This is a genomic window from Roseibium sp. (assembly GCF_965229775.1).
Classification (GTDB): Bacteria; Pseudomonadota; Alphaproteobacteria; order Rhizobiales; family Stappiaceae; genus Roseibium.
In genome coordinates this window covers 5955795-5971606 of the sequence record NZ_OZ245929.1, presented here as the reverse complement: position 1 = coordinate 5971606, position 15812 = coordinate 5955795, and the positions used below count along the sequence as shown (strand labels likewise).

Genomic DNA, 15812 nt, shown 5'->3' with positions numbered 1-15812 from the left:
ATGGGATCGGTCTCGCAGCTTGGTTATTTCAGTGAACGCAAAGGCAAACGCACCAACACGTTTCCCAAGGGCGTTCTGCTGGGTGCTGTTGCGCTGCTGGTCTTCGCGGCAGGAGCCATCGTGTTCGGCCAGACAACCGGTATCGGCGTCATCAAGCATCGCGCCGGGTCACCCGTCGCAATCCGCGACGTGACGATTACGCGTTCCGCCGACGACAGCGTGATGGTCAAGGACGCACGCAACGGTGCGCTGATCGCTGCCTATGAAAAAGACAGGGGTGGCTTCGTGCGCGGCTCGCTGCGGGCGTTCGAGCGCATGCGCATGGTCGCCAAGGTCTCGGAAACCGCTCCCTACCGGATCATCAAATGGGAGGCGGGAACCGTCAGTCTGTCGGACACGGCAACTGGCGAACGTATCTACCTGGAGGCCTTCGGCAAGGACAATGCCGCAGCCTTCGAGGTGCTGCTTGGTCAAAGGAGAGGAGCAAGCCAATGAAACCGATATTTGCATTCTTGAGATGGAAGGAGAACGTCGACTGCACCGTTGAGATCAACAACACGTTTGATCAGCTAGGTGCGCATGTCCGCTTTGACAACGGTGTTGTCGTGCACCCGGGAGACGAAGTGTTCGTGCATGGCGCTCCGATCTCGATCCCCTACGGCGAAAGCGAGAGCTTCCGACGCAAGGCGACCATCCGGCGTGCCGGTGCGCTTGAGCGCGCCTGGACCCGTGCCACGGGCGATTTCGAATTCATGGAATTGTGCGAATTCAGCTTCACAGAAAGGGCATTGTCATGAACAAGACCGTATCGCCGAAGGAGCTGGCCGCCAACGAACCGACGCTTGAAAAACGCATGGCTGCCCAGAACGACACGACACGCAGCGCCATGGTGTCCACCATGCTGACACCGCGTTTCTACACAACCGACTTTGACGAGATGGACAAGATCAACGTCGAGCCGGTGCGTGAGGAGTGGGATGCGCTTATTTCCCAGATGCGCAGCGACCCGAACCGGGGTCATTTCAAGCGGAACGAGGAGTGGGAGGATATCAACATCGATGCTCTTCCGGCTGAGCTTCGCGAGGAGCTGATCGACTTCCTCGTCTCATCGCTGACATCGGAGTTTTCAGGCTGCGTTCTCTACAAGGAGATGAAGCGCCGCGGAAAGAACAAGGAGATCTGCGAACTGTTCGGCTACATGAGCCGGGATGAATCCCGTCACGCGGGTTTCATCAATGATGCGCTGAAGGATTTCGGCATCGGCGTGAACATGGGCTTTCTCGCCAAGGCGAAGAAGTACACCTACTTCAAGCCGAAATTCATCTATTACGCGACATACCTTTCCGAAAAGATCGGCTATGCGCGTTACATCACCATCTACCGGCATCTGGAGCAGCATCCCGACAAGCGCTTCCACCCGATCTTCAAGTGGTTCAAGCAGTGGTGCAACGACGAGTTTTCCCACGGAGAGGCGTTTTCGCTGATCATCCGTTCGGACAGGCGGCTGCTTGAAGGCCGGAACAAGCTCTGGATCAAATTCTTCCTGCTTGCGGTGTTTGCGACCATGTATGTGCGCGATCACATGAGACCGGCCTTTCACGAAGCGCTGGGCGTGGATATCGACGACTACGACATGAAGGTCTTCCGCCTGACATCGGAAATCTCGCGGCAGTGTTTTCCGCTTGTGCTGGATCTCGACAATCCGTCGCTGGTCGAAGGGTTCCGGCGGATGGAACGCATCAACCGGAAAATGCAGGCCGCCACCGAAAGGGGCGGGTTGACCGGTGCTGCCGGGAAGGCCTGGTGGGGCGCGGCGGCCGGGCTGAATTTCCTGCGCATGTACATGATACCGGCGAAACAGAACGACCTGCCGGAAACGTCCCGGCTGCAGCCCGTCTGGTAAGGAAACCGCGATGAACCTTGCGAACCCGGTCACGGCAATTCTGGTAGCCATCGGCGTCTGGTGGCTGTCGACCGGGCTCGTGCTGGCGATGGTCCACTGGTCGGCAAAACGGAAGCTCGAGCCCTGGCAGCTGCTGCCGATGGTCACCGTTTTCGGCGTTGCCGGGTTTCTGCTCATGCTCTTTGGCAGCCGCAGCCTGACACCGCTTGGATCTTATGCGGGCTTTTTCGGTGCCCTGCTTGTCTGGGCCTGGCACGAAACCACGTTCCTGACCGGCATGGTCACCGGCCGCCGGAAGGAGGAATGTCCGCCAGGCCTGACGGGCTTTAACCGTTTCAAGGCGGCCTGGAAAGCGGTCTGCGACCACGAAATCGCCATCCTCGTGACGGGCGTCTTCCTGTGGGCGACGCTGTCAGGCGGAGATAACCTGTTCGGGCTTGCCACTTTCGGCCTTTTGTGGGGCATGCGCATCTCGTCAAAGGTTCTGATCTTTCTGGGCGCGCGCCATGCGGTCAGCGGCTTGATGCCGCCGGCGATCCTGCACTTGCGCAGCTATTTCAACACGGGTCGGACGACACGGTTGTTTCCGGTCCTCCTGGCCATCGCCACAGGTCTGTTCGCCACTCTGGTGGTGGGCGCCGCGCAGGCCAATCTCGACTATTCAATTGTCGGCCATATTCTGCTCGCAACGTTTATGGCGCTGGCAATCTTCGAGCATCTTGTGCTGGTTTTGCCCGTTTCCGACACGGCGCTCTGGCGCTGGGCGGTGCCAAAGGCGGTCCCGGCCGACGCCGTTTCAACAAATGCAACACAGTCAAACCTGTCATCCGTGCATGTGGCGGCCAAGGGCCGCTCCGACGCGCAATGACCGGAACGTTTTCTCAGGGAGAGGAGAGAGTGATGAACATTTTTGAGCACATGGAGACCGCCCTTTCCGAATTGCATTCTGCCGGAAATTACCGGGTCTTTGCAGAACTGGAGCGGCATTGCTCTGCTTTCCCGAGGGCAACCTTCTACGACGAGGACGGGGCGACACGGGACGTGACAGTCTGGTGTTCCAACGACTATCTCGGCATGGGGCAGAACCCGGTGGTCACGGAGCGCATGACCGAGATCATCCAAAAATGCGGTGCCGGAGCCGGTGGAACACGCAATATCTCAGGGACCAACCACTATCACGTTCTGCTGGAGCACGAGCTCGCTGACCTGCATGCCAAGGAAGCCGCGCTGATCTTTACGTCCGGCTATGTTTCGAACTGGGCGGCGCTCGGAACGCTGCTGGCAAAGATCCCCGGGATCATCGTTTATTCGGATGCGCTCAACCATGCCTCGATGATCGAGGGCATTCGCCACTCGCGGTGCCAGAAACGCCTGTTCCGGCACAATGACCCGGATCATCTGCGGGAGCTGATGGCGGCGGATGACCCAGATGCGCCCAAACTCGTCGCCTTCGAAAGCGTATACTCCATGGACGGGGATATCGCGCCGATCGAGGCGATTTGTGATGTCGCGGATGCGTTCGGGGCCATCACCTATCTCGACGAGGTCCATGCCGTCGGCATGTATGGTGCGCGCGGGGGCGGGGTTGCCGAGCGCGAAGGCCTCATGGACCGTTTGACGGTCATCGAAGGCACATTGGGCAAGGCCTTCGGAGTGATGGGCGGCTACATCACCGGACCGGCCGTCCTGATTGATTTCGTGCGCTCCTTTGCGTCCGGCTTCATTTTCACCACCGCACTGCCGCCGGCGCTTGCTGCCGGCGCGACCGCGTCGATCCGGTACCTGAAAGAGAGCACCAGGGAACGGGAAGCGCACCAGGCCGTTGTCGCCAAGGTTCGCGCGGCGCTTGATGCACGGGGCATTCCGCACATGGACAATCCCAGTCACATTGTTCCGGTGCTCGTCGGAAACGCCTCCAAATGCAAATGGATTTCCGATGTTCTTTTGAGCAGCTTCGGCATATACGTGCAGCCGATCAACTATCCGACGGTTCCCGTGGGAACCGAGCGGCTTCGGATCACGCCGACACCCCTTCACAGCGATGCCGATATCCGGCAGCTCTCCGAGGCGTTGTGTTCGCTCTGGTCGCAATGTGCCCTGGCGCGTGCGGTTGCCTGAAACCTGAAGGTGGATTCTGGATTAGATGAACAGGCACATAATCATTCCGGCGGTCGCCGATGACGGCTCGCTGTTTCCGGTCGAAAAAATGGCCGCGCATGTCCAGGGCCTGCTGCATCTGGCTGTCTCGGTGTTTGTCTTTGACGGGGACCTGCTTCTCATTCAGAAGCGTGCGGCGATGAAATATCACTGCGGCGGGCAGTGGGCCAACACCTGTTGCAGCCATCCCTACTGGGACGAGACCGTCGAGGCCTGCGCGGAACGCAGGCTGCAGGAGGAACTCGGGTTTTCGCTGTCCCTGACGCGGCACCAGACGGTCGAATATGAAGCCAGCGTTGGCAACGGCCTGAGCGAGCATGAGCGTGTGACGCTGTTCACCGCAGAAATCGACCGGACGAGGCTCGACCTTAAACCCAATCCCGAAGAGGTCGATGACGTTCGTTGGGTTGATGCGAAGACGTTGCATGCCGAAGTCGCCGAGACCCCGGACGCCTTCACGCCCTGGTTCCGCATCTATCTGGAACGTTTTCCGGACCTGAAATTCAGCGCGTAACGTCACTTGTTTTCATCACGGACGCAGAGAAGCGGCAGGCCGGTGTTCTGCCGCTGCCATTTGCCATTGCGCCAAAACCGGTTCACACTGAAGGCGAAAAAGAAAGGGAGCCGGAGTGGCTCCCTTTCAAGTAACGGTCCCGCCGGCGCGGGGTTAGTTTCCTGCATCCGCGACTGTGGTTTGGAGAGGCAGCGCGGATGAACTTGCCGGCGTTCCCGCACCCATGACCTGGGTTTCCCCCGGAACATATGTGGAGAAATCAGGTACGTCGGTCGGTCCCTTCTTGTCGAGCGCGTCGACATAGTCCTGCAGCATCGACTGGCCGTAGAGCGGTTTTTGAACACCGTTGTGGCAGGTCGAGCAGCCGATCTTGAGAACGTCGCCCTCCGGCCCCAGCCGGTTCTCCGGGAAGACAGGTGTCAGCCCGACCATGTAGTCGACGTTCAAGGCCCGGGTCATGTTGATCCCGTGCCAGGCTGTGACGCGCTGGGGCGGGCTCTGATCCCAGTCATTGAAGGCACGCGAGTTGTGGCAGGTCACGCAGTTGACCCCGAGCCCTTCGGACATGTGCATCATCAGGGCCCAGGTACTCTCGGTTTCCTTTGTGCCGGCCGGGTTCGGACTGTCCGGATCGGGCAGGGCGGTCAGCGAATGCACGCGGATCGACTTGTCTTCGAGCAGATAGTCCATGAGCGCGTTTTGCGGCATGGAGGTGTTGCCGACGAATTTGCCGACACCGCCGTGGCGGCTCATGGCGCTCGCCGGTTTCGGCTCCTGATCGTCGTACCAGTAGTTTGCCGGTATGTGCTGACCGCGATGGCAGGTATAGCAGGTCACGCCGACATCGCCGACATGATCGCCCCAGTCCACATTGATGGTCTGGTTCATCTGGATCATGCGCCGGGCGACAACTTTCGTGTAGACCTCGTCCGAAGCGAAGTTCTCTGCATTGTGGCAGTATTCGCAGCCTTCCTCGGGTGAGATCCATTCCGTGATCGCAGCCATGAACTGGTTGAACTGATCATCGGAAAGATCCCCCAGGACCTGGACGTTCTCGTAAAGCTCGCTCGCGCGGTCTCCTTCAGGATCAGCCTCCCAGGGAGCCTCGGGGACGACGTTCGCCGCCATGAGCGCCTTTTCCTTTTCAATGTCCTTTTCCAGGTACATGCCGGTGCCTCGGTAACCGATCTGGACCGATTCAACCGGCGGAGCGTCCCAATCCGCGCCGACAAAGCTGGCGATGGCAAGGAGCGTTCCGGCGGATGCTGCAAATGGTATCCAAAGTTGCATTTTCCCTCTCCTTACTGCGCCATCGGGTCAACGACGTCCGGATAAATGTCCGGCAAGGGTGCGACGATGCCGTGCTCGATACCCCACAGGTACCAGTTGTCGACGACGGTGCCTGTCAGAAGAATGCCGATGCCGCCGGTCAGAGGTGTCAGGATGGCGAACCACCAGGCCCATCTGTGAACGGATTCCATGGTCGCGTTGAAACCCATGGTCCAGCGCCAGAAAAGCGCTGCGCGCTCAGAGGCGGTGCCCCGGTCGGTGATCTGCTCCAGCTCCCGTTCACCGCCGTATTTTCCGACAGCCAGGATGGTTGCGCCGTGCATGGCGAACAACAGCACCGAGCCGTAGAGGAAGACGATCGAAAGACAGTGGAACGGGTTGTAGTAGAGATTGCCGTACCGGATCGAGAATGCGGCGGTCCAGTCAAGATGCGGGAAGATCCCGAAGGGCACGGCCTCGGAGAAATTGCCCATCAGGATCGGCCGGATGAAGCCCAGAACGAGGAACAGGAAGATTGCCGAGGCGAAGGCCCAGGCCACGTGCGTTCCCATCTCGAGTTGCCGGGCCCGCCGGTAGACGCGCACCCACCACAACAGAATGGACGCGGTCAGGAAAAAACCGGCGATCAGCCACCAGCCACCGTCGTTCAGGGGCGGCATGGACAGGCCGTATTCGGCGGGCGGCGGCTCAAGCCCGAGCCAGAACAGCTGGCGGACGAACTGGATGGGATCCCAGCCGACCGACGCCCACATGTTGAGGCCGATGATCTCGAATGCGATCAGGCCGAAAACCAAAGACAGTGTCCCCAGGTAGCCGAGATAGATGGGACCGATCTGGGCATTCCCGATCCAGCCCAGCAGTCTCGACATGACGGGCGTTCCGGTGCGCGGACTGTCATCCTTGGGGAGCGGCATGCCCTCTTCGGCCGGGCCGCTGATTTGAACGATCGTGAGAATGTTCTGGTATTGGGTCATAACGTTTCCCCTCAGTTCCAGATCGGCAGGTCAAGCCACCAGTTCCACCACTGCGGCCAGCCCTGATTCCAGAAGGGCCCGCTGATGACGATACAGACAGCGCTCCAAAATCCAGCGTTCAGCGCCAGGATCAGACCAAGCCGGTGAATGCCGAGCGTGCCGATGGAGTAGCCGATGATGTCGCGGAAGAAGGTGTCTTCATATTCGGGTGTCTTCACCTCGGCCTGCTGGCCGCCGCCTTCCATGGACGCGCCGGGATTGGCAGCCGAGAGAATGAGGCCGCCATGAAGCGAAAGCGCTAGCGTCGTCGTGAAGAAGAACGTCACGGCGATCATGTGGGCCGGATTGTAGTGGAAGTGCAGGTACTGGTAGCCGACGTTGGACACCCAGTCGAGATGACTGAAAATGCCGTATGGAAAGCCGTGGCCCCAGGCGCCGAGCAGCAGCGGGCGAATGACGACAAGTGTCACATAGGCGAAAATCGCGAAGGAGAACGCAATCGGAACATGGTATCCCATCCCGAGTTTGCGGCAGATCTCGACCTCGCGTAGTGCCCAGGAACCGAAGGCCCCGATCGCGCAGATCGTTATGATCTGCCAGAGGCCGCCTTCCTTCATGGGGGCGAGGGCGAGGCCATAGGAAAGATCAGGCGGGGCGATGGAGATTTGCCAAATGTTCCAGGTTGGTCCGATCGCTGCGCCGTAGATCACCAGGGCTGTGCCGAGAATAATGAAAAAGGCACCGGTAATACCAAAGAAGCCGACATAAAACGGGCCGACCCAGAAATCGAAGAGATCTCCGCCAAGCAGCGTTCCGCCGCGTACGCGGTACTTTCTTTCAAAGCTGAGCAAAGCCATGAAGTCCTCCTTAGCCGCTGCATAACGGTGCATCAGCGCAGCTACTTTCTTGAAGCAGGGCTTGGTGGCGGAAGACGCTGAACGCCGCGTGAGCGAGGGACCGCGGGACCCTCCGCCACCGATGATGTTGAACCGTCCTGGCCGTTCAGACCAAGGCGGTGTTCTGGTCCGGATGAAGCAATTCGATTTGCGATCCGGGTCCCCAAAGAGCGGCGTTGTCCAGCCAGTTGTACTTTTCCGAACTCAGCAGGATGAAGTGAATCAGCACTGCCAAGGTGAAAAGGAACACCGCGAGGCCAACGAGCACTCGACGCGGATCGAAGAGGAGCCAAACTCTCCACATGTCTTCACATCCTTATCTGGTGTGGACCCTAGAGCCACGGTTGGTAGAGCCACATCGAAATGTGGGCTAGGAAGGGAAAGAGCGACATCAAGATCGCGCTTTTGACGAAGTATCGATGAAACTCCTGCGCCTCCTCGTGCGAAATCCCCGTCAGGGACTCTTTGTCTGAAGCCATTGAAATGACCTCCGATGCTTGCCTTTCGGCGGTTACCGCGCACAACCCTCGCGGCAGGGGTCCAGTGAAGTCGGTAAACCGGTTCCTCTGGGCTTTTGCCAACGCCGTAGCGCCGGCAAAGTGGGGGGCTACACGTGAAAGGCGTAACCCAAGGCTGCATAAGCCGATGCTTTGGCTTCCTCGAAAACGGAGCCTTCTGCGCGGCCGTCCCGCGCGCTGAATACGGTGCTGATGCGGACCAGTGCGATCGCGATGAAGCAAATCGGAAAAACAAGGAAAAACAGGCGCTTCATCATGAGACGGTCGGCCTCACGCTCCTGATACCGGCTGCGGACAACCTGTTCCTGGTGTGTTGTCGAAACCATGCTATTTCTCCTTGGTCTTTTGAACCGGATATAAAACTGCGTCTCTCATGCCGGCGCTCCGGCCGTCTTTGCGATCCTTGCGACATGCGCGAATGTGACTTCGGTTGAGTTGTCGGCCCACGCTTCCAGTTCGGCAGCCTCGCGCAGCCTTTTGGCAGCCGATATGCGTGCAAGCACAGGTTCCCGGTTGATCCGAGCATCGAGTGCGGCGAGGGCATCGGGATGCCACTGGTATTCTGTCATCTGGCGCGCGCTGGTCGCCTCGATCGCGTCGAGTTCACCGGCGCGCGGAAGGATTTCGAAAAGCACGTCGAACAGGGCGTTGCAGACTTCCTGGATCAGCCAGCAGGCGCCCGAGTAGCCCATGACAGGCGTCCCGGTATGCCGGCGCACAATCGCGCCCGGATAAGAAAGCTGGATAAATTTGCCGCGCGAACCCGCTTCCGCCATGTACATGCGTTCATTGAAGGAGCCGAACATGATCATGGGGGCATTGCTCGCGGTGAGTTCCGCAACTTCCGGATTGTCCGTCTTTGTGCCGGCCTTGCGGGCGACTGCAAACGTGCAGGGAAGTCCCATCTCGCCTTCAAGGAAGTTCTGGACGCCGCGAACGTAGGTCTCATTCGCGACAATCGCGAAATTGGCGGTCGCGAAGAAATCCTGGGTGACGGAGCGCCACAAATCCCACAAGGGTTTGAGCGTCGTGTGCTTTTCCTGTTCGATGAAAGGCTGCGGATCGAGATCGAGGATCTCGCCGAGTGTTTCCAGGAAGGCGGTCGTGGAGTGAATGCCGATGGGAGCCTGCAGGTAGGGCCGCTCCATTGCCTCGCAAAGCAGACGGCCGAATTCGCGGTAGAGGCAGATGTTTGCGTCGGCATCGCCGAGCTTCCGGAGGTCTTCAACATGGCTGCCAAGCGGGAAAATCATGTTGATTTCCGCTCCGATCCCTTCAACCAGCCGCCGGACCTCGTGAAGGTCGGAAGGCATGTTGTAGGTGCCGTAGATCGGACCGATGATGTTGACCCTCGGCTTTGCACCTTCCTTGCGCTTTCGCGGTTTCGGAACACGTTTGGGTCCGAATTCGGTCCAGAGCCATTTCAAGGCGCGATCCGCGCTTTGCCACTGGTCTTCATCGATTGTACGCGGCAGGAAGCGCTTGATGTTTGAGCCTTCCGGCGTAACACCACCGCCGATCATTTCCGCAATGGAGCCGGTCACGACGACAGCCGGAAGATCCGGATCGAGCACCAGGCGTGCGCGCTTGATCGCACTTTCGGTGCCATGCTGACCGAGCTCATCCTCGGACAGGCCGCTGACCACGATCGGCAACTCGTGCGGTGGTAGTGCATCGGTGTAGTGCAGGACCGAGGTGACGGGCAGGTTCTCGCAACCGACCGGACCGTCGATGATGACCTGAAGCCCCTTGATGGCTGTGAAGGCGTACACGCTCCCCCAGTAGCCGCCAGCCCTGTCATGGTCGAGGATCAGCATCCGACGCTCTCCCCGTTATCGACCGCGTTCTGAGACTTCTTGAGGCGGGCCGCATATTTCTGGCGATAGCCGCTTTTGTCTTCCGGTACGCCCTGCCAGATACCGGACGTGTCCCCGCGGCCAACCCCTTCAAAGAAGTCCTGCATCTTCAGGAACCGGTCCTTGTTGGCGATCGCGGTGGAGATGACGCCGGGCAGCGAGGCGGTGCCGGCCGGTCCCATCAACGGCCGGGCCGAGATGAGGTTCGTGAAGTACAGAGCGGGTGTTGCACCTTCCTTGGCCTTCTGGACGACAGGCGTCGTGCCGATTGCCAGGTCAGGCTCAAACGCCTCGAATGCTTCCAGATCCTGTTCCAGCGACGCGCGGAACCGAACCTCGACGCCATGTTGTTCCAGCCACTGGGCATCTTCTTCGCTGTAGGGGGTTCTGGGGCAGGCGGTTCCCACATAGCGCAGATCTGCGCCGAGTTCGACGAGCAGACGGCCGACGAGCAGTTCGGATCCCTCGTAACCCGAGAGGGTGATACGTCCGTCGATCCGATTGGCACCAAGGGCAGCGGATATCGCGCCGCGCATCGCGTTGCGGCTGGCGTTGGTCTTGTCTGCAGCAATGCCGCACTTATCGCCAATCGCCGAAAGCCAGGCATCGGTGCCTTCAAGGCCGATCGGAGCAGAGCCGACGATTTCGCGGCCCGCGGCTTTGAATTCCCGGAAACTTGCGGTGTAGAACGGATGAATTCCGGCAACCACCGCACAGTCGAGCGCCGAATAGAGTTCGCGCCACTCGCGAACAGGAACGGTTGGTCCGGCGGCCAGTCCCATGGGCTCGAGCATGCCGCCAATAACAACGGGATCGGCCGGGAAAACTTCACCCACAAGTGTTACTGTCGGTTTGTCCTTCAATCCGTCACGCGGCGGCAGGACGGGGCCTTCGGAGGCTTCCTGCCGCGCATAGGCAAGCATGGCAGCTGACAAGACGTCCTTGGCTTCGGCATGCGTCGGCACTCCGAATCCCGGCACGTCGATACCGACAATGCGCACCCCGTTGATCTGGCGCGGCAACATTTGCAACGGAACGCCGGAAGCCGTCGGAACGCAGAGATTTGTCACCACGACAGCGTCGAATTTCTTCGGATCCGCCATTGCATGAACCGATTCGACAATGTCCTCGAAAAGCTTGCCGGTCACCAGCGTTTCGGAATCGAACGGCACGTACCCGACGGACCGCTTGGCACCGTAGAAGTGGGACGTGAAGGTCAAGCCGTAAACGCAACAGGCAGAACCGGAAAGTATGGTTGCAACCCGGCGCATGCGCAGACCGACCCGCAGCGATCCAAAGGCCGGGCACATGGACTGTGGCTGGTCATGTGGACCCTTGGGATAGTCTGCCTCCAGCCGATCCATGAGGTCCGCGTTTCCGAGAGAGCGTGCGGAGGCTTTTGAAAACTCGGCCTTGCTGTGGCAACCGGCACTCTCAGACTTGAGCTCCGGGGACGCATCCGGGCACGCGGCCTCGTCAGCACCGGTCGCGTCAGCGCTTCCTGCATGATCCGGCTCGCGTTCCTTCGGGTGCGTTTTCATGATCCTGTCCGGTCCTAAATCGTGTCGTAAACCACCTCGAGAGATGGCTTGTCGGCCGCGCCGGCCGCACACATGTCTTCGGGCGTCGCGGGTTCGAGTTGATAGTCGGCGCCGGTTTCGCTGGAATCGAACAGGTTCAGCAGACCGTCCTGATCAAGCGGGTCGGGCAACACCGGCGGCGCTTCCGCCAGGTTGATGGACAGCGACTCAAAGAGTGGTCCCCAGGTCCCGCCCGGCATGCCGATGATCTGGTAGTTCGCGCTTTTGCGGCGGATGTCCTCGTCCTGCGGGATCGACGCCAGAACGGGAACGCCGACGGCGTCTGCGAAGGCATGGGCTTCGCCCGTGCCGTCGTCCTTGTTGACGACAAGCCCGGCTACACCGACATTGCCGCCAAGCTTGCGGAAATACTGCACGGCCGAGCAGACATTGTTGGCGACATAGAGCGACTGAAGATCGTTGGAACCGACAACGACGACTTTCTGGCACATGTCTCTGGCGATCGGCAGTCCGAAACCGCCGCAGACAACATCACCGAGGAAGTCCAGCAGGACGTAGTCGAAATCCCAGTCATGAAAGCCGAGTTTCTCGAGCGTCTCGAAGCCGTGAATGATACCGCGTCCACCGCAACCGCGTCCGACTTCAGGACCGCCGAGTTCCATCGCGAAGACGCCGTCCCGTTTGAAACAGACGTCTGAAACTGCGACCTCAGCCCCGGCTTCCTTGCGGGTCGATGCGGTCTGGATGATGGTCGGACAGGCGCGTCCGCCGAAGAGGAGCGAGGTGGTGTCGCTCTTGGGGTCGCAACCGATCAACAGGACCTTCTTGCCAAGTTGTGCAAGCATGTAAGACAGGTTGGCCAGGGTGAAGCTCTTGCCGATGCCGCCCTTGCCGTAAATCGCTATGATCTGCGTTTCCTTGGTAACCGGTCCTGTTGCCGGGGCATCCGGTTCTACCGCGGCCTCCTCCCGGAGAAAGTCCTGCATCCGGTAACGCTGACCGGGCTGGTTTTCGAGGATCATGAGGGCTTCCTCCAGTCGATGACCATTTTCAGGCAGGAAGGATCGTCAAAGGCGGTTCGATAGGCCTGCGAAGCTTCCTTCGGATGTGCGTGATGGGTGATGAGGCCTTTCAGCGAAAGGCGTCCGTCTGCGACAAGATCCAGAACGGCATGGGTGTCTTCCGGCGTGAACTCGGCGGAGAGTGCGATGGTCACTTCGCGCATGAATGCGGGCGGGAAAGCGAACCTCACCTTGTCGCCGTAGAAGCCTGCAAGCACCAGAATGCCATTCCGGTGCAATCCTGCGATCGCGCTGTCGATGGCGTCGGGGTCACCGCTCGCATCGATGGTGCAATAGCTTGCAGCTTTCGAGGCGTTGCCGGCGGGGCTCAGAACGTCATAGCCTTCCGCGCCCCTGCGCCGTTCGGGATTGGACTCCACCACACGCGGTGGCGTTTGGCCTTGCGCAATGGCGATCCGCGCCATCAAACGTCCAAGGACACCGTGGCCAATGATCACATCGACCGGCTCCTGCGCCCGGCTGAGGGCGCGGTGCGCCGTCGCGGCCAGGGCGAGCAGAACGGCATCTTCCGCAATATCATCGTGCACCGGTATGGTCCGATCGCCGGGCACAACAAGGCGGTCCGCGGAGGCTCCGAAAAGGCCGGCGGCATTGGCGTAGCAGTTTGCTCCGGGGACGAATACGGTCTCGCCCGGCTGCCGTCCGGACCCCGATCCAGCCTCAACGACGGTGGCAATCGATTCGTATCCGGGAACGAGCGGATATCCCATGCCGGGGAACTGCGGCATGGAGCCTTCGAAAAGCATTTTCTCGGTGCCGGTGGATATTCCGCTGAAAAGAGTTTCGACAACCACGTCGCACGTGTCCGGCGGTGTCAGTGCCAATTGCTTCACGCTCAGCGTGCCTGGCTCTTCAAAGACAATTGCCGTGGTGTCCATCTTTGTGCCTCCCGCACATCGGATCCAGCAGATACAACTGTCATTTTAAATTGACGCTCAAAAGTGTCAATTAATATTTACACATTTTGCAACAATGGCCTTGAAAATCAGCGTTCGGCGACCACCAGAGTTGCCAGCAGGGGATTGTTGGTCTTGATGGTGCGGGGCTTGTTGAAGCCGGATTCGACGAGCATGGCCTTGATGTCCGCGTCGCTCCTGCAGCGCCCGGACCCCATGGCAAGAAAGTAAAAACTGAAATAGACGGCCGCGAGCCGGGCGCCTTCAGATGGACCGGACATTGCCTCGGCAATCATCAGTTTCGTGCCGGGCCGGAGCGAGGCATGCAGGTTCTTGAGGATGTCCCGAGCGCGATCGTCATCGTGGTCGCACAGGATGCGCACTAGGCTGACGCAGTCGGCCATCTCCGGGATCGGATTGCTTACGAAGTCTCCGCCATGCACGCTGGCCCTGTTTGCAAGTCCATTCGCTTTCAGGTTTTCGCGTGCCAGATCGGCAACGACCGGCAGATCGAACAGATGCAGATGCAGGTCCGGATGCCGCTCGGCACAGGCCGTAAGGAAACTGCCATCTCCGCCTCCGACATCGAGGATCGATCCATATCGGCCGAAGTCGTGCGCATCCAGAATGCAATCGGCGAGCATGCTCTGGCTGCTTTGCATCAGGGCAGAATAGTCCTGTGCCGTATCTTCGTTCAGGTCGAGCGTTTGCCTGCCGCGTGCATACGCCCAGAACGACTTCAAGCGTGTCTCTTTTTCCGGGTTTTTCAGAAGGTCTTCGGGCGCATCAAGGTCCCTGTAAAGCATCTCATGGTGCAGGACCATCTGTCTGATACCCTCATCGCCGGCCACGACCGCACCGGCATCGTCGAGCATCCAGGATCCCGGCTCAACTTGGGTTACAAGATCCAGCCGCTCCGCTTGTTCGAGGAGGAGCTGCATTTTGTCGGGCCGGATCCCGCTTGCGTGTGCCAATTGCTCTGCTGACCGGGGACCTTTCTCAAGCTGCTCGAAAACACCCAGCCTGACGCAGGTGCTGAGCACCTGACTGAAGACGAAACCTGCCGTTAGACGAAACAGCGCCGCGGCCTTGCGGTTGGCAATGGAGCGCAAGCCCGGGATGCGCATGATCCAAGTCCGGAAGCTCGTCGATGCGATTTTGCGATTGCGCCAGTTCCGAAAGCGAACGGCACGCTGGGACAAGCGCTTTTCTGCCTCCTGATAGAGGGGTGCAGCGGATGGCAGGCTCAAGTCGGGGGCTGTGCCTTCGTCGTTTCTGCTTGTTGCCACTTTCTGCTCCGTTTGGCGGCCTCAGGCAGCGCTTGCCGCGAGTTTCTTCGGCATCAGTCTCTTCGCTTCCTTGTGGATCATGGCTCTGAGCATGTCCGACCCACGGCAGTCGGGAACACTGTCAGCGGCCTGCAAAACGAGGCTGTGCAGCTGTTTCATCGCACCTTCCAAGCCCAGTTCCGCCACCAGGTTCGGCTTCCCGTTCGCCTGATCCTGTCCCGCCGGTTTGCCCATGCTGCCATTGTCATCCATGGCGTCGTATAGATCGTCGGCTGCCTGATAGGCGGCTCCGAGGGCGTCGGCCAGGGCGTACCATTCCAGTGGGTTCCCATTGGAGGAAAGTGCGCCGGTTGCAACCGCGCCGGTGAAAAGCGACGCCGTTTTGGCGCGGTGATAGGCGGTTATGTTGATTTCCGGTTCGCTTTCCCAAGCTTGGCCCGCAACCAGCCCATAGGGGGAGCCGACCGCGTTCGCGATGGTCGAGATGAGGGGCGCAGTCAGGGCCGGTGCGTGCTGGGTTTCCCGCGCAACGGTTTCGAAGGCACTCACGATGAGGCCGTCGCCGACCAGCACCGCAATCTCTTCGCCAAATTCAACATGAACCGACGGTTTGCCGCGCCGCGTTGCCGCATTGTCGAAGCAGGGCAGATCATCGTGGACAAGAGAGGCGCAATGCAAGAGTTCGATCGCCGTCGCGGCAGCCGTTGCCACTTTCGGGTCGCGGTCGCCGCAAGCGAGCGCGACGGCGAGACACAGTCTGGGGCGTATGCGAGCGCCTCCAGGGAAAACAGCATATCGGAAAGCATCGGAGAGTTTTTGAGGGCACCCGTTCGCGGTGGCGTAGCGTATGGCTGCTTGCATCCCGGTTTCGATGCGATCCGACAGGTCCATGGAGC

The 15812-nt window shown here is 59.8% G+C and carries 17 protein-coding genes; 6 read left to right on the top strand and 11 right to left on the bottom strand.

Annotation, left to right across the window (positions count from 1 at the left end):
- From puhC to idi, 6 genes are read left to right on the top strand one after another with little or no spacing between them, the layout of a single operon-like run.
- Complete coding sequence (puhC, locus tag ACO07N_RS27195; protein ID WP_421983996.1) at positions 1–495, top strand: photosynthetic complex assembly protein PuhC; 495 nt, start codon at positions 1–3, stop codon at positions 493–495.
- Positions 492–797, top strand: a complete 306-nt coding sequence (locus ACO07N_RS27190) for a hypothetical protein (protein WP_421983995.1) — start codon at positions 492–494, stop codon at positions 795–797. Before puhC ends, ACO07N_RS27190 begins: the two co-directional genes overlap by 4 nt.
- 56 nt (positions 798–853) lie before the next feature.
- The gene (gene acsF, locus ACO07N_RS27185) at positions 854–1903 is read left to right on the top strand and encodes a magnesium-protoporphyrin IX monomethyl ester (oxidative) cyclase (RefSeq protein ID WP_421984497.1); all 1050 of its coding nucleotides are present in this window, start codon (positions 854–856) and stop codon (positions 1901–1903) included.
- Positions 1904–1913: 10 nt separating this feature from the next.
- A complete protein-coding gene (gene puhE, locus ACO07N_RS27180; RefSeq protein WP_421983994.1) occupies positions 1914–2771 on the top strand; it encodes a putative photosynthetic complex assembly protein PuhE in 858 nt (285 codons plus the stop codon).
- A gap of 32 nt (positions 2772–2803) precedes the next feature.
- The gene (hemA, locus tag ACO07N_RS27175) at positions 2804–4021 is read left to right on the top strand and encodes a 5-aminolevulinate synthase (RefSeq protein ID WP_421983993.1); all 1218 of its coding nucleotides are present in this window, start codon (positions 2804–2806) and stop codon (positions 4019–4021) included.
- Positions 4022–4046: 25 nt separating this feature from the next.
- The gene (gene idi, locus ACO07N_RS27170) at positions 4047–4574 is read left to right on the top strand and encodes an isopentenyl-diphosphate Delta-isomerase (RefSeq protein ID WP_421983992.1); all 528 of its coding nucleotides are present in this window, start codon (positions 4047–4049) and stop codon (positions 4572–4574) included.
- Between the two features lie 153 nt (positions 4575–4727).
- Here the strand turns inward: idi and pufC are convergent, their stop codons facing one another.
- From pufC to ACO07N_RS27115, 11 genes are all read right to left on the bottom strand, one after another.
- The gene (pufC, locus tag ACO07N_RS27165) at positions 4728–5864 is read right to left on the bottom strand and encodes a photosynthetic reaction center cytochrome PufC (protein ID WP_420333161.1); all 1137 of its coding nucleotides are present in this window, start codon (positions 5862–5864) and stop codon (positions 4728–4730) included.
- Between the two features lie 11 nt (positions 5865–5875).
- Positions 5876–6838: a photosynthetic reaction center subunit M gene (gene pufM / locus ACO07N_RS27160; protein ID WP_421983991.1), complete on the bottom strand. Its 963-nt coding sequence runs from the start codon at positions 6836–6838 to the stop codon at positions 5876–5878.
- A gap of 11 nt (positions 6839–6849) precedes the next feature.
- The gene (gene pufL, locus ACO07N_RS27155) at positions 6850–7695 is read right to left on the bottom strand and encodes a photosynthetic reaction center subunit L (protein ID WP_421983990.1); all 846 of its coding nucleotides are present in this window, start codon (positions 7693–7695) and stop codon (positions 6850–6852) included.
- Positions 7696–7840: 145 nt separating this feature from the next.
- Positions 7841–8038, bottom strand: coding sequence for a light-harvesting antenna LH1, alpha subunit (gene pufA, locus ACO07N_RS27150; protein WP_353995535.1), 198 nt, complete (start codon positions 8036–8038; stop codon positions 7841–7843).
- A 303-nt stretch (positions 8039–8341) separates the two neighbouring features.
- Positions 8342–8578: a hypothetical protein gene (locus ACO07N_RS27145; protein ID WP_420333158.1), complete on the bottom strand. Its 237-nt coding sequence runs from the start codon at positions 8576–8578 to the stop codon at positions 8342–8344.
- Positions 8579–8623: 45 nt separating this feature from the next.
- Entirely contained in the window at positions 8624–10069 is a 1446-nt protein-coding gene (gene bchZ / locus ACO07N_RS27140; protein ID WP_421983989.1) for a chlorophyllide a reductase subunit Z, read from the bottom strand.
- Positions 10063–11649 carry a chlorophyllide a reductase subunit Y gene (gene bchY, locus ACO07N_RS27135; RefSeq protein ID WP_421983988.1) on the bottom strand — a complete coding sequence of 529 codons (1587 nt, stop codon included), beginning with the start codon at positions 11647–11649 and terminating at the stop codon, positions 10063–10065. The genes bchZ and bchY overlap by 7 nt, the downstream gene beginning before the upstream one ends.
- A 14-nt stretch (positions 11650–11663) precedes the next feature.
- On the bottom strand, positions 11664–12671 hold the full coding sequence (locus tag ACO07N_RS27130; protein WP_421983987.1) for a chlorophyllide a reductase iron protein subunit X: 1008 nt from the start codon (positions 12669–12671) through the stop codon (positions 11664–11666).
- Positions 12668–13609 carry a chlorophyll synthesis pathway protein BchC gene (gene bchC, locus ACO07N_RS27125; RefSeq protein ID WP_421983986.1) on the bottom strand — a complete coding sequence of 314 codons (942 nt, stop codon included), beginning with the start codon at positions 13607–13609 and terminating at the stop codon, positions 12668–12670. The genes ACO07N_RS27130 and bchC overlap by 4 nt, the downstream gene beginning before the upstream one ends.
- A gap of 107 nt (positions 13610–13716) precedes the next feature.
- Positions 13717–14916 carry a methyltransferase gene (locus tag ACO07N_RS27120; RefSeq protein ID WP_421983985.1) on the bottom strand — a complete coding sequence of 400 codons (1200 nt, stop codon included), beginning with the start codon at positions 14914–14916 and terminating at the stop codon, positions 13717–13719.
- 21 nt (positions 14917–14937) lie between these two features.
- Positions 14938–15807 carry a polyprenyl synthetase family protein gene (locus ACO07N_RS27115; protein WP_421983984.1) on the bottom strand — a complete coding sequence of 290 codons (870 nt, stop codon included), beginning with the start codon at positions 15805–15807 and terminating at the stop codon, positions 14938–14940.
- Positions 15808–15812 lie beyond the last annotated feature (5 nt).

Coding starts and splice junctions, on each gene's coding strand:
- ACO07N_RS27130 (WP_421983987.1), bottom strand. CDS start 12,671: ATGATCCTCGAAAACCAGCCCGGTCAGCGTTACCGGATGCAGGACTTT.
- pufA (WP_353995535.1), bottom strand. CDS start 8,038: ATGTGGAGAGTTTGGCTCCTCTTCGATCCGCGTCGAGTGCTCGTTGGC.
- bchY (WP_421983988.1), bottom strand. CDS start 11,649: ATGAAAACGCACCCGAAGGAACGCGAGCCGGATCATGCAGGAAGCGCT.
- bchZ (WP_421983989.1), bottom strand. CDS start 10,069: ATGCTGATCCTCGACCATGACAGGGCTGGCGGCTACTGGGGGAGCGTG.
- bchC (WP_421983986.1), bottom strand. CDS start 13,609: ATGGACACCACGGCAATTGTCTTTGAAGAGCCAGGCACGCTGAGCGTG.
- ACO07N_RS27115 (WP_421983984.1), bottom strand. CDS start 15,807: ATGGACCTGTCGGATCGCATCGAAACCGGGATGCAAGCAGCCATACGC.
- idi (WP_421983992.1), top strand. CDS start 4,047: ATGAACAGGCACATAATCATTCCGGCGGTCGCCGATGACGGCTCGCTG.
- pufC (WP_420333161.1), bottom strand. CDS start 5,864: ATGCAACTTTGGATACCATTTGCAGCATCCGCCGGAACGCTCCTTGCC.
- acsF (WP_421984497.1), top strand. CDS start 854: ATGGCTGCCCAGAACGACACGACACGCAGCGCCATGGTGTCCACCATG.
- puhE (WP_421983994.1), top strand. CDS start 1,914: ATGAACCTTGCGAACCCGGTCACGGCAATTCTGGTAGCCATCGGCGTC.
- hemA (WP_421983993.1), top strand. CDS start 2,804: ATGAACATTTTTGAGCACATGGAGACCGCCCTTTCCGAATTGCATTCT.
- ACO07N_RS27145 (WP_420333158.1), bottom strand. CDS start 8,578: ATGGTTTCGACAACACACCAGGAACAGGTTGTCCGCAGCCGGTATCAG.
- puhC (WP_421983996.1), top strand. CDS start 1: ATGGGATCGGTCTCGCAGCTTGGTTATTTCAGTGAACGCAAAGGCAAA.
- ACO07N_RS27190 (WP_421983995.1), top strand. CDS start 492: ATGAAACCGATATTTGCATTCTTGAGATGGAAGGAGAACGTCGACTGC.
- pufL (WP_421983990.1), bottom strand. CDS start 7,695: ATGGCTTTGCTCAGCTTTGAAAGAAAGTACCGCGTACGCGGCGGAACG.
- pufM (WP_421983991.1), bottom strand. CDS start 6,838: ATGACCCAATACCAGAACATTCTCACGATCGTTCAAATCAGCGGCCCG.